The following is a 12,179-nucleotide window of genomic DNA, read 5'->3' on the forward strand; positions in this document are numbered from 1 at the left end:
CCGACCGTGGCTGCCGAAACGTCGATCCGCGTGGGCGTGGAAAAGGTCGATCAACTCATCAACCTGGTGGGCGAACTCGTCATCACGCAGGCCATGCTGGCGCAAACCGCGCAGGCCTTCGACCCGGTGCTCAACGAGCGCCTGTTTGCCGGCCTGTCGCAACTCACGCGCAATGCACGCGACCTGCAAGAGGCCGCCATGTCCATTCGCATGATGCCGATGGACTACGTGTTCAACCGCTTCCCGCGCCTGGTGCGCGACCTGGCGCACAAGCTGGGCAAGCAGGTCGAGCTGTCGACGTTCGGCAAATCGACCGAACTGGACAAGGGCCTGATCGAACGGATCATCGATCCGCTCACCCATCTGGTGCGTAACAGCCTGGACCACGGTATCGAACTGCCCGAAGCCCGCGTGGCCGCCGGCAAAGACGCCACCGGCCAGTTGCTGCTGTCTGCGGCCCACCAGGGCGGCAACATCGTCATCGAAGTGAGCGACGACGGCCAGGGCCTGAACCGCGACAAGATCCTCAAGAAGGCCCGCGAGCGCGGCCTGCCCGTGTCGGACAACATGACCGACGACGAGATCAACCAGCTCATCTTCGCGCCGGGCTTCTCCACGGCCGACCAGGTGACGGACGTCTCCGGCCGGGGCGTCGGCATGGACGTGGTCAAGCAGAACATCCAGTCGATGGGCGGCTACGTCGAGATCCAGTCGCAGAAGGGCAAGGGCACGACGATCCGCATCGTGCTGCCGCTCACGCTGGCGATTCTCGACGGCATGTCGGTCAAGACCGGCGACGAAGTGTTCATCCTCCCGCTGTCGTGCGTGGCCGAATCGCTGCAGCCGCGCCCGGAAGACATCAAGGCCGTGCCGGGCGGCGGTCGCCTGCTGAAGGTGCGCAACGAATACCTGACGCTGGTGCCGATGTACGAACGCTTCCGCATCACGCCGTCGCTGCCCGATCCGTCGGAAGGCATCGTTGTGATCCTGGATTCGGAAGGCAAGAAGATTGCGCTGCAGGTCGACGAACTGGTCGGCCAGCAGCAGGTGGTGGTCAAGAACCTCGAGACCAACTACCGCCGCGTGCCGGGCATTTCGGGCGCGACCATCCTGGGCGACGGCAGCGTGGCCCTGATCGTCGATGTGTCGGCACTGATGCGCGAGACCCGTTCGGGCCATTCAGAAAACGCGATGCGTGCCGTTACTGCCGAGAAGCACGAGTTGGGCGAACCACAAGGCGGTCGATTCTCGACCGAGGCGATGGCCGCGGCATAAGCGTTCACGCCAGCCGGGGTGGGATCCGCCACCCAAAATGAATTCAATCTAGTGGCCCGACGGGGCCGAGGGGAGCCGCAATGGAAGTCAAGAAACACGCGATCGGCGACGACACCGGCGGGGAGGAGTACCTGGCCTTCACGCTGGGTCGCGAGGAATACGGCATCGATATCCTGAAGGTGCAGGAGATCCGCGGCTACGAGACCGTCACGCGCATTGCCAATGCACCCGACTTCATCAAGGGTGTGATCAACCTGCGCGGCATCATCGTGCCGATCGTTGATCTGCGCATCAAGTTCCAGCTCGATCGTGTCGAATACAACCAGTACACCGTCGTGATCATCCTGAACCTGATGGACCGCGTGGTCGGCATCGTGGTGGATGGCGTGTCGGACGTGCTGACGCTGCAAAGCCAGCAGATCAAGCCAGCGCCGGAGTTCTCGGGCGCGCTGGACACGGAGTACATCCGTGGCCTGGGCTCGATCGACGAGCGCATGCTGATTCTGGTGGACATCGAGCGCCTGCTGCTGTCGGCCGACATGGCTCTGTGTGACGAAGCTGAAGCCGCCTGATCGCGACATGAATTCGGCCGGGGCACGGCGTATGTGCCCACGGCAAATGAAGGTTGGGCCCACGGGGCCCAGCGGCGACAAGACACCGTAACAACAGGTGCGGCGCCGTTAGGGGAGGGAAGCATGTTCAGCAAAATGACCATCCGGCTCCGTTTGGGGCTGATGATGGCGGGCATTGGTGTGCTCGCCGTCATCGTGGGCTTGACGGGCCTGATTGGCATGCGGCACGCCAACACCCGCGTGCAGGACGGCTATGCCGTGCAGCTGGCGGGCACCGTGGCATTGGCCGAATCCGATTCCAATCTCCTGAGCTTCCGCATCGTGCTGGATCGTGCAGCCATGGCGCCCAATGCGCCCGGCATGGAAAAGACGATTGAGCGCGCCCAGATGTTCCTCGACAAGTCCGACGCCGCCTGGAAGCGCTACCGCGCGCTGCCCACCCCGGCAGACGAACGCAAGCTGGCCGACGAGGCTCAGGGCCTGCGCGACGTCTTCCTGCGTGATGGCGCACAGGTGTTGATGCAAGCCGTGCAAGCGCACGACGAAGCGCGCATCAACAAGACGGTCATGGACGTCATGCCGGCGCTGTACCGCCCCCTTGGCGACAAGGTCGCGGCGCTCAACCGATTGCAGATGGACGTGGCCAAAACCAGCTACGAAGCCAGCCAGGCAGAACAGCGCAATCTCAGCGCCCTCACCACCGGCCTGCTGCTAGGCGGCATTCTGGTGGGCGGGCTGCTGACGTGGGCGCTACGCCGTTCGATCACGCTGCCGTTGATGCGCGCCATCGAAACGGCCGAGCACATCACGCAGGGCGACCTTACGCACACCATCCAGGTGGATCGCGCCGATGAAACCGGCCGCCTGCTGCGCGCACTGCAGCGCATGCAGGACAGCCTGCAGAAGATGGTGGGGCAGGTGCGCTCGGGTTCCGACTCGATTGCCAGTACCACGCAGCAGATTGCTGCCGGCAATGCGGACCTCTCGCAGCGCACCGAGCAGCAGGCTTCGGCGCTGGAAGAAACCGCATCGAGCATGGAAGAACTGACGAGCATCGTGCGTCAGAACGCCGACAACGCACGTCAGGCCAGCACGCTGGCCGGCAACGCATCGGACATCGCCGTCAAGGGCGGTGAAGTGGTTGGCCGGGTGGTGGACACCATGGCCGGCATCAACGCCAGCAGCAAGAAAATCGCCGACATCATCGGCGTGATTGAAGGCATTGCCTTTCAGACGAACATCCTGGCGCTGAATGCGGCGGTCGAAGCCGCCCGCGCAGGCGAGCAGGGCCGCGGCTTTGCGGTGGTGGCAGGCGAAGTGCGCAGCCTGGCCCAGCGCTCGGCCACGGCTGCGAAGGAAATCAAGGAACTCATCAGCGATTCGGTTGGCCGCGTTGAAAACGGCACGACGCTGGTGGCGGAAGCGGGCAGCGTGATCGACGAAGTGGTGGTCGCCGTCAAGCGCGTGACGGACATCATGGGCGAGATCAGCTCCGCATCGGACGAACAGAGCGCGGGTATCGAGCAAGTCAACCAGGCCGTCACGCAGATGGACGAAGGCACGCAGCAGAACGCCGCGCTGGTGGAGCAGGCTGCTGCCGCCGCGATGTCGCTGCAGGAGCAGGCCAGCGCGCTGCGCCAGGCTGTGGAGGCGTTCCGCACGCAAGCCGGCGCGCAGGCCAACGTGGTACCCGCAGTGTCGGTGGCCGCGCGCGTGGCAGCCAAGCCGGCATTGAAAGCCAAGGCCGTGCCCAGCCGTGCCGCCAAGCCGAAGGCCGCAGCAGGCAGCAACACCGCTGAACCCATCGCGCAGACCGGGGCTGCAACTGCAGCGCCGGCCTCCGCCAAGGAACAACAACGCGAGCGCACCGCCGCCGCTGCCGAGACCAAAGCGGCTGCGTCAGCGCCCAAGTTGCCCGTACCCAAGCTCGTTGCCGCAGGCGGCGACGATAGCGACTGGGAGACCTTTTGACCATGTATGCACGGGATCTTCGCTGCTCGCGAAAGCTCTCTCGTGTGTGTTTGTGGTGTGCAGCCTGCCCTCCGGGGCAGGTTTTTTTTTGCCTGGGCTAGTGCCCGCTGAAGCCGGGGTGACCCCCCACTGAAGTGGCATGACCTCACGGCGGTTCTAAAGAGCCGTCCCCCGCAGGCCGATAGCGGTAGGGGGCATATAAAAACAGGAAGAGGGTAGACAACATGGGTTGGATCAAGCGTTTGCCGGTGTCCACGGTACTCACCGGTGGTTTTCTGATCGTGGCGGCCATGGGCGCAGCCATTGGCGGGTTGGGCATCTATACGATCACGCAGTTGACAAAGGCCAGCGAAGAGCTGGCGCAAAAGCAGATGCGCGCCATCACGCAGATGGGCAGCGCGGCCAACAGCCTGGCACACGCCAGCCGTGCGCAGACCGCATTGCTGATTGCCACCACGCTCACCGAGCGCAAGACGCTCAGCACGCAGATTGCCGACAGCATGCAGCACCTCAAAGACGGGGTGGAGAACGTGCGCCCGCTGTTCACGTCGGACGAAGGCAAGAAGATGATCCGCGAGGTCGATGCGATCTACCCCGTCTGGGGCAAGCGCATGACCGATTTCGTTGCGCTGATGGACAAGCAGGGCCTGGACCCGACCCAGTTCGACAGCCGCGTCACGGCCGAGAACGTCGGCCTGCTGGACGACACCGCCGCGTTTGAAAAGACGCTCGACAAGATGGTCAAGCGTGTGGAAGAGGTCTCTGCCGCGTCCACCGTCAAGGCCCGTGACGATGCACACCGCTCGCGCCTGGTGATGATGGTGATGGCCTGTGCAGGTGCGCTGCTCGGCATCGTGCTGGGCCTGGTCATTGCGCGCCGGCTGTCGCGCCAGTTGGGCGGTGAGCCTTCGTACGCGGCCGAGATCGCGCGCCGCATTGCCGCCGGCGATCTGGCCGTGCACGTGCAGACCCGCCCCGGCGACCATGGCAGCATGCTCTTCGCCATGGCGCAGATGCAGCAGCAACTGACCGGCACGATCACCAACATCAAGAGTTCCGCCGATTCCATTGCCAGCGCCACCAAGCAGATCGCGGCCGGCAACGCAGACTTGTCGCAGCGCACGGAAGAGCAGGCCTCGTCGCTGGAGGAAACCGCTTCCAGCATGGAAGAGCTGACCAGCATCGTGAAGCAGAACGCCGACAACGCCCGCCAGGCCAGCCAGTTGGCCGGCAGCGCGTCGGACATCGCCGTCAAGGGCGGCGAAGTGGTGGGCCGCGTGGTCGAAACCATGGCCGGCATCAACGCCAGCAGCAAGAAGATCGCCGACATCATCGGCGTGATCGAAGGCATTGCCTTCCAGACCAACATCCTCGCCCTGAATGCAGCGGTGGAAGCCGCGCGCGCGGGCGAACAGGGACGCGGTTTTGCAGTGGTGGCCGGCGAGGTGCGCAGCCTCGCGCAGCGCTCGGCCACGGCGGCCAAGGAAATCAAGGAGCTGATCGGCGATTCCGTTGGCCGTGTGCGCAACGGGTCGGCCCTGGTGGCCGAAGCCGGCACGGTGATCGAGGAGGTGGTAGTGGCCGTGCGCCGGGTGACCGACATCATGGGCGAGATTTCCGCCGCGTCGGACGAACAAAGCTCCGGCATCGAACAGGTCAACCAGGCCGTGAACCAGATGGACGAGGTCACGCAGCAGAACGCCGCGCTGGTGGAGCAAGCCGCCGCCGCCGCCCTGTCGCTGGAAGAACAGGCGCAACTGCTGCGCAATGCAGTGGCAACGTTCCGCACCGATGCCTCGGCCGAGTTGGCCGTGGCGGCGCCGATTGCCGTTGCGGCGCCAGCCGTGCCCGGCGAAGCCCGCCCCCACAAGACCGAAGTGGTGCCCTCTGTTGCGCGCGCCTTGGCGTCGCGCAAAGCCGCCAAGCCGGCCGTGTTACCGGAGGCTGCCCCCGAGCAGGTTGCCGGCCCGGCTGCCGAGCAAGGAGAAAAAGCGCCTCACGATGCACATGCACCGATTGTGCCGGTGGCTGCCGCCGTCGTTTCGGCAGCCGCTTCGGAGGCCGTCGTCGCCCCGGCCCTCAAGCTGACCACCGGTTCTGCCGATGAAGATGACTGGAGCACCTTCTGACGCCAGCCTCGCCCACAGCAAACTTGGCGCGGCCTGCGGTAACGGTGCCCGCCAACGACTGAGAGCGGGCATCAAGACTCGCCAAACACGGGGTTAGTTATCCATGGCAGCACAAAACTTGGCGCCAGTTTCGCCGACGCTCGCGTCGCGCGAGTTTTCATTCACCGCCGAAGATTTCGGCCGCATCCGCGACCTGATCTACCGGCGCGTCGGCATCTCGCTGTCCGACCGCAAGAGTGAAATGGTCTATAGCCGGCTGGCCCGCCGCCTGCGTGTGGTCAACCTCGGTTCGTTCCGCGACTACCTCGATGCACTGGAAAAAGGCCACCTGCCCGACGAGTGGGAGGCCTTTACCAACGCGCTGACCACCAACCTCACCGCGTTCTTCCGCGAGCAGCATCACTTCCCGATCCTGCACGAGCACGCCAAGGCCAAGCGCACGCCGTTCACCGTGTGGTGTTCGGCATCGTCGACCGGCGAAGAGCCGTACTCGATCGCCATCACGCTGGCCGAAGCCTTTGGCTCGATGTCGCCCAGCCAGGTGAGCGTGATTGCCTCGGATGTGGATACCAACGCGCTGGCCCGCGCCCGCGCCGGCATCTATCCGATGGAGCGTGTCGCGGCCCTGTCGCCCGAGCGCCTGAAAAAGTATTTCCTGCGCGGCACCGGCAAGCACGAAGGCTATGCCCGCGTGCGGCCCGAGTTGCAGGCCATGATCGACTTTCGCCAGATCAACCTGCTCGACCGCGATTGGCCGTTGCAGCAGAAGTTCGACGTGATCTTCTGCCGCAACGTGATGATCTATTTCGACAAGCCCACGCAGGCCAAGATTCTTGAGCATTTCATCGACGTGATGAAACCCGATGGCCTGCTGTTTGCCGGCCATTCGGAGAGCTTCCTGCAGGTCACCAAGGCGTGGTCGCTGCGCGGCAAGACCGTGTACGAGATCGCCCCCGAGCTGCGCGCCAGGATGGGGGCACGATGATCGAATTCGGCAAACGCGCGACGCCGCAATCGGCCGCCGATGCCGTGCGCGGCGACAGCGGCATGGCCAGCGGCATGAGCGCTGGCGCCATGGCCACGCTCGCGCAATCGGCGGCCAGCACCCACGCCTACTACGACACCACCTTCAGCCGGCGCGCCATGAAAGTGCTGCCCGGCGAGTATTCCGTCACCACCGAAGACCTGATGCTGGTCACGGTGCTCGGCTCGTGCGTGTCCGCCTGCGTGCGCGACAAGACCCTCGGCATTGGCGGCATGAACCACTTCATGCTGCCCTCGCGCAACGAAGGGGAATCGATCCTGTCGCCCTCCATGCGCTATGGCACACACGCCATGGAAGTGCTGCTCAACCAGCTCTACAAGGCGGGCGCCAAGCGCGAGCGCCTGGAGATCAAGGTGTTTGGCGGCGCCGCCGTGCTGGCCGGCATGAGCACACTCGACGTGGGCGAGCGCAACGGCAAGTTCGTGCTCGAATTCCTGCGCAACGAAGGCCTGACCGTGGCCGCCAAAGACCTGTTCGACGTGCATCCGCGCAAGGTGTATTTCGTACCGTCGACCGGCCAGATCATGGTGCGCAAGCTGCGCTCGCAAAACTCGGCGGCCGAGCTGGACAGCGAGGCGCAATACGCCAGCAAGCTGTCGAAGTCCATCACGACGAAGCCAGCCTCGCGCCTGCAACTCTTTACTTAATCCCTGAAACTTGCCCCCCGAACATGAACGACAAACGCAAGATTCAGGTGCTGTGCATCGACGATTCCGCACTGATCCGCAGCATCCTGAAGGAGATCATCAACAGCCAGCCGGACATGGAAGTGGTGGGTGTGGCGCCCGATCCGATCATCGCGCGCGACCTCATCAAGCAGACCAATCCGGACGTGCTCACGCTGGACGTCGAAATGCCGAAGATGGACGGCCTCGACTTCCTGGAAAAGCTCATGCGCCTGCGCCCGACGCCGGTGGTCATGATCTCTTCGCTGACGGAGCGCGGCTCTGAAGCCACACTGCGCGCGCTGGAGCTGGGCGCGGTGGATTTTGTCGCCAAGCCCAAGCTGGGCATGCGCGACGGCATGAACGAATACGCCGACCAGATTGCCGACAAGATCCGCGCGGCAGCACGGGCAAAGCTGCGTCCGCGCACAGCCGCACCGGTTGCTGCGGCCGGCTCGGCAACGGCATCGACGCCCGGCGCACACGTTCGCGCGGAGCACGCACCGGCCACGCCGGCACTTGCGCGTACCCATTTCTCGTCGACGGAAAAGCTCATCATCGTGGGCGCTTCCACAGGCGGCACCGAGGCCATCAAGGATTTCCTGCTGGAAATGCCGCCCGACTGCCCCGGCATCCTGATCGTGCAGCACATGCCGGCGGGTTTCACCACGTCGTTTGCCAAGCGGCTGGACGGCCTGTGCCGCATCCGCGTGAAGGAAGCCGCGCACGGCGAGCGTGTGCTGCCCGGCCATGCCTACATTGCCCCGGGTGACATGCACCTGTCGCTGGGCCGCAGCGGCGCCAACTACGTCACGGAGCTGGACCAGGGCCCGCCGGTCAACCGCCATCGTCCGGCCGTGGATGTGCTCTTCCGGTCCGCCGCGCGCAACGCCGGTGCCAACGCCCTGGGCGTCATCCTCACCGGCATGGGCAAGGACGGCGCGGTGGGCATGCTGGAAATGCGCAACGCCGGCGCCTACAACGTCGCGCAGGACGAGGCGTCCTGTGTGGTCTACGGCATGCCCAAGGAAGCCGTGGCCCACGGCGGCGTGCACGAAGTCCTGCCGCTGTCGCAGATCGGCCCGCACGTGCTGGCCAAGCTGTCTGCACATGGCCGCGTGACGCGGGTTTAACGCTGCACTTTATGGGTACATTGGTTGCGGGGCGCAGCAGTCAGGCGCCCCAAACCATTCCGGCGCTCAAGAATCGGCCCCAGGCGCCGATAAGATTGCCAAGGAAGCCCGAAACCCCCCAATTCAGTTAGTTTGCGGAGATTGTGTCCATGGACAAGAGCCAGTACCGATTCCTCGTCGTCGACGATTTCCCGACGATGCGCCGGATCGTGCGTAACCTGCTCAAGGAACTCGGTTTTGCCAACGTCGACGAGGCCGAAGACGGCGCCGCCGGCCTGGCCAAGGTCAAGGAAGGCCGGTTCGATTTCGTGATCTCGGACTGGAACATGCCCAACATGGATGGCCTGCAGATGCTGCAGAGCATCCGGGCTGACGCCAACACCGCCATCAGCAAGCTGCCGGTGCTGATGGTGACGGCCGAGGCCAAGAAGGAAAACATCATCGCCGCTGCCCAGGCAGGAGCCAACGGCTACGTGGTCAAGCCCTTTACGGCTGCCACGCTGGACGAAAAGCTGGGCAAGATTTTCGAGAAGCTCGAAAAGGGGGCGTGATGAGCGAGATGCATGATGGCGCCCAGGCGCTGGCCGCAGAGGGCGTGGACCACGGCGACATGCCCGAAATGCTCCAGCGCATCGGCCACCTCACCCGCATGCTGCGCGAAAGCATGCGCGAACTGGGCCTGGACAAGGGTGTCGAGAAGGCCGCATCAGCCATCCCCGACGCGCGCGACCGCCTGAACTACATCGCCAACATGACCGAGCAGGCGGCCACCCGCGTGCTCAACGCCATCGACGCGGCGCGGCCCGTGCAAGACGCACTGGAGTCCGACTCCCAGGCGCTGGTCAACCGCTGGCAGTCGTGGATGGACCGCCAACTGGGCGACGACGAGATCCGCGAGCTGGTCGGCCAGACCAATGGCTTCCTGCGCAGCGTTCCTGAAAAAACGCGCGACACGAACCAGCAACTCATGGAAATCCTGATGGCGCAGGACTTCCAGGACTTGACTGGCCAGGTGATCAAGAAGGTGCTGGACGTTGTCCAGCTCATCGAAAGCCAGCTCGTCGGCATCCTCCTCGACAACGCGCCGGAACACCTTCGCGTGGAAGCTGCACAAGTGGCGACGTCGCTGCTCAACGGCCCGCAGATCAATCCGGACCATCCGGATGTGGTTGCCAACCAGGAACAGGTGGACGACCTGCTGGAAAGCCTCGGCTTCTGAACCTGCGTTGCCTGGCCCTCGCAGTCGCGAGGGCCGGTACTTCTTCTGCCGAACCCTGAGCGGGCGGCATCAACGTCAACTGCTTGCAGAGAACTGCCGCAAGCGCGTTGCCATTCCGGCCGACATCCATGGCCGAACTCCAGAACCTACGATCAGGGCATCCACGCGTGCGAGCATCGGTGCAAGCATCCGCTGCCCGGTGGCGGTGCCCGCTGCCATGATTGCCGCGCCAAGGCCGTTGACGTCGTCAACGTCGCGACTGACCAGGGTTACGCCATGGGGCCCATGCGCAGGCAGACCCGTTTCCGGATCGAGAACGTGATGAAAGCGCTGACCGTTGTGCATGAAGTAACGCTCGTAGTCTCCGGATGACGCCACAACCCCGTCACTGAGCGTGACCACGCCCAGCAGTCGCTCCGGCGCAAGCGGATCGCGCAGTCCGACGCGCCATTCGTGACCTTGCAGCTTCCCGCTGGCCACCACATCGCCTCCACCGTTGATCATGGCATCGCGTATGCCGTGTTGCCGTAGCACGCGCATGCCTGCCTCCAGGATCGGCAGCTTGGCAATGCCGCCAAGATCCAGCCTCATCCCCGGGCGTCGCAAGTAGACGCTGCCGTGGCGCTCGTCCAGAACGACGTCTCGATAGTTGACGAAGCGGCGCTCACGCGCCAGTTCGCTGCTGCTCGGAATGCGGCTGTGCTCCGGATCAAAATTCCAGCCGGAGTACGCGCCGACGGTGATATCGAAGGCGCCGCGGCTTTGCTCCGAGACCTGTCGGGCAAGCTTGAACACCGACATGACTTCAGGTGCCACCGGCACGGGGTTCCGCCCCGCCGCGCGTGCCAGTGCGCTGACCTGGCTGTCGGGCCGGTAGCGGCTCATCAAGCATTCGAGCCGCGCCATCTCCACAAAGGCAGCGCGCATGGCCGCACCGGCGGCGCCCGGTCTCGCGTCTTGCGCAATGATGTCGATTTGAGTGCCCAGCAATTGAGTGGATGCGCGCTCCACAGTGGGGTCTGCCAGGGCCGGCCGTACGAACATGCCGACTGCCAGCAGGGGCACCCCCGCCAGGCAGCGCCGGCGGCCCAGGTTGGAAGGGGGCAGCGGATGCATGGCGCTACTGCGACTTCGCCACCATGTAGTCAACCGCAGCCTTGATGGCGTCGTCCGGCAAGGTCGATCCACCGCGTGCGGGCATGGCCCCCTTGTTGCCGTTGAAGCCCTCCAGTGCGTGCTTGTAAAGGGTGTCCTTACCTTGTGCGATGCGTGGCCCCCAGTCGGCCTTGTCGCCCGGCTTTGGTGCCCCGGCAACCCCTGCGGCGTGGCACATCGAGCAGACGTTGGCGAACGTGCGCTTACCCAGCGCATTCTCCGGTTCCGCTGCTGCGGCCACCGTCGTTGCGGCGGGGGGTGTGCTGGTTTGTACCGGCGCGGGTGCCGCAGCGGTGGAGGCCGCGGGCGCGGCGGGTTCCTTCTGGCCACAGGCCGCAAGAACGGCACCGCAAATCAACATCAGCCCTAGGGTGGTTTTCGTGCGCATGGAAATCTCCTTGAGTCGGCGCGGGGTCCGCAAATGAACACGAATCGCATTCTGTACGCTCCCTTGCCATAAAGATGCATAAAAAATATGTTTTTCAAGAATGTGTGACGAAAGTCAATTGCTTCGGCTGCCTGCGAGCCGAAGATGCGACTTGCCGAGAAGGTCAGAGCGCAGATGTGAGCCGGCATCTTTCCGCCCGGCTTTGTGAAAACCGATAGAGAAATCGATACAGGGATCGATGATGACCAAGCACCAACAATCGCCATCCACACAGCAGGAAGAAGCGCTGAGCGTACCGGGGCGGCGTCGCTTCATGAATAGCGCAGCGCTTGCCGGGTTGGCAACGGTCGTGGCATGCACTGACAAGGGCACACCCGCTGCCGCACCCGCCGCATCTGCCAGCGCGCCCACGGCCACGGCCGCAGGGGAACACGTCATCGCGGGCTTGCATCCGAAGCCGGGTGAACTCGACACCTACTACGGCCTGTGGAGCGGCGGACATACCGGTGACATGCGTGTCATGGGCATGCCCTCGGGGCGCGAGATCCATCGCATTCCGATGTTCGTGCCCGATGCGCTGGTCGGCTGGGGCATCACGAACGAATCGAAGAAGGTGATGGGTACGAA

The 12,179-nt window shown here is 64.4% G+C and carries 11 protein-coding genes and 1 pseudogene; 10 read left to right on the top strand and 2 right to left on the bottom strand.

The window, feature by feature from the left end; genetic code table 11:
* From BEK68_RS01820 to cheZ, 9 genes are all read left to right on the top strand, one after another.
* Positions 1 to 1,275: chemotaxis protein CheW (locus tag BEK68_RS01820; protein WP_170816365.1), on the top strand; the 1,275-nt coding region annotated here is incomplete at its 5' end.
* Between the two features lie 80 nt (positions 1,276 to 1,355).
* Positions 1,356 to 1,847 (top strand): chemotaxis protein CheW, encoded by a 492-nt coding sequence (locus tag BEK68_RS01825; protein WP_004627770.1) that lies wholly within the window; start codon positions 1,356 to 1,358, stop codon positions 1,845 to 1,847.
* 123 nt (positions 1,848 to 1,970) lie between these two features.
* The gene (locus BEK68_RS01830; protein WP_012430149.1) at positions 1,971 to 3,818 is read left to right on the top strand and encodes a methyl-accepting chemotaxis protein; all 1,848 of its coding nucleotides are present in this window, start codon (positions 1,971 to 1,973) and stop codon (positions 3,816 to 3,818) included.
* A 224-nt stretch (positions 3,819 to 4,042) separates the two neighbouring features.
* Positions 4,043 to 5,947, top strand: a complete 1,905-nt coding sequence (locus tag BEK68_RS01835; protein WP_012430150.1) for a methyl-accepting chemotaxis protein — start codon at positions 4,043 to 4,045, stop codon at positions 5,945 to 5,947.
* 103 nt (positions 5,948 to 6,050) lie between these two features.
* Positions 6,051 to 6,932, top strand: coding sequence for a CheR family methyltransferase (locus BEK68_RS01840; RefSeq protein ID WP_012430151.1), 882 nt, complete (start codon positions 6,051 to 6,053; stop codon positions 6,930 to 6,932).
* Positions 6,933 to 7,021: 89 nt separating this feature from the next.
* Complete coding sequence (cheD, locus tag BEK68_RS01845; protein WP_037022279.1) at positions 7,022 to 7,639, top strand: chemoreceptor glutamine deamidase CheD; 618 nt, start codon at positions 7,022 to 7,024, stop codon at positions 7,637 to 7,639.
* A gap of 23 nt (positions 7,640 to 7,662) precedes the next feature.
* The gene (locus BEK68_RS01850) at positions 7,663 to 8,790 is read left to right on the top strand and encodes a protein-glutamate methylesterase/protein-glutamine glutaminase (RefSeq protein ID WP_012430152.1); all 1,128 of its coding nucleotides are present in this window, start codon (positions 7,663 to 7,665) and stop codon (positions 8,788 to 8,790) included.
* Between the two features lie 149 nt (positions 8,791 to 8,939).
* Entirely contained in the window at positions 8,940 to 9,341 is a 402-nt protein-coding gene (gene cheY / locus BEK68_RS01855) for a chemotaxis response regulator CheY (protein WP_004627759.1), read from the top strand.
* A complete protein-coding gene (gene cheZ / locus BEK68_RS01860; RefSeq protein ID WP_004627757.1) occupies positions 9,341 to 10,009 on the top strand; it encodes a protein phosphatase CheZ in 669 nt (222 codons plus the stop codon). The genes cheY and cheZ overlap by 1 nt, the downstream gene beginning before the upstream one ends.
* A 75-nt stretch (positions 10,010 to 10,084) precedes the next feature.
* Here cheZ and BEK68_RS01865 read toward each other — a convergent pair whose 3' ends face one another.
* Positions 10,085 to 11,125 (bottom strand): FAD:protein FMN transferase, encoded by a 1,041-nt coding sequence (locus tag BEK68_RS01865; RefSeq protein ID WP_012430153.1) that lies wholly within the window; start codon positions 11,123 to 11,125, stop codon positions 10,085 to 10,087.
* Between the two features lie 4 nt (positions 11,126 to 11,129).
* Positions 11,130 to 11,552, bottom strand: a complete 423-nt coding sequence (locus tag BEK68_RS01870) for a c-type cytochrome (RefSeq protein ID WP_004627754.1) — start codon at positions 11,550 to 11,552, stop codon at positions 11,130 to 11,132.
* Between the two features lie 238 nt (positions 11,553 to 11,790).
* Between BEK68_RS01870 and BEK68_RS01875 the strand changes: the two are divergent.
* Positions 11,791 to 12,179, top strand: a pseudogene (locus BEK68_RS01875) (TAT-dependent nitrous-oxide reductase); the annotation flags it as partial.

The organism is Ralstonia pickettii (assembly GCF_001699815.1).
In the GTDB taxonomy this organism is placed as follows: domain Bacteria; phylum Pseudomonadota; class Gammaproteobacteria; order Burkholderiales; family Burkholderiaceae; genus Ralstonia; species Ralstonia thomasii.

What these genes read in the sequence shown, in the direction of transcription:
- BEK68_RS01825 (WP_004627770.1), top strand. Translation starts at nt 1,356, where the DNA reads ATGGAAGTCAAGAAACACGCGATCGGCGACGACACCGGCGGGGAGGAG.
- BEK68_RS01830 (WP_012430149.1), top strand. Translation starts at nt 1,971, where the DNA reads ATGTTCAGCAAAATGACCATCCGGCTCCGTTTGGGGCTGATGATGGCG.
- BEK68_RS01835 (WP_012430150.1), top strand. Translation starts at nt 4,043, where the DNA reads ATGGGTTGGATCAAGCGTTTGCCGGTGTCCACGGTACTCACCGGTGGT.
- BEK68_RS01840 (WP_012430151.1), top strand. Translation starts at nt 6,051, where the DNA reads ATGGCAGCACAAAACTTGGCGCCAGTTTCGCCGACGCTCGCGTCGCGC.
- cheD (WP_037022279.1), top strand. Translation starts at nt 7,022, where the DNA reads ATGGCCACGCTCGCGCAATCGGCGGCCAGCACCCACGCCTACTACGAC.
- BEK68_RS01850 (WP_012430152.1), top strand. Translation starts at nt 7,663, where the DNA reads ATGAACGACAAACGCAAGATTCAGGTGCTGTGCATCGACGATTCCGCA.
- cheY (WP_004627759.1), top strand. Translation starts at nt 8,940, where the DNA reads ATGGACAAGAGCCAGTACCGATTCCTCGTCGTCGACGATTTCCCGACG.
- cheZ (WP_004627757.1), top strand. Translation starts at nt 9,341, where the DNA reads ATGAGCGAGATGCATGATGGCGCCCAGGCGCTGGCCGCAGAGGGCGTG.
- BEK68_RS01865 (WP_012430153.1), bottom strand. Translation starts at nt 11,125, where the DNA reads ATGCATCCGCTGCCCCCTTCCAACCTGGGCCGCCGGCGCTGCCTGGCG.
- BEK68_RS01870 (WP_004627754.1), bottom strand. Translation starts at nt 11,552, where the DNA reads ATGCGCACGAAAACCACCCTAGGGCTGATGTTGATTTGCGGTGCCGTT.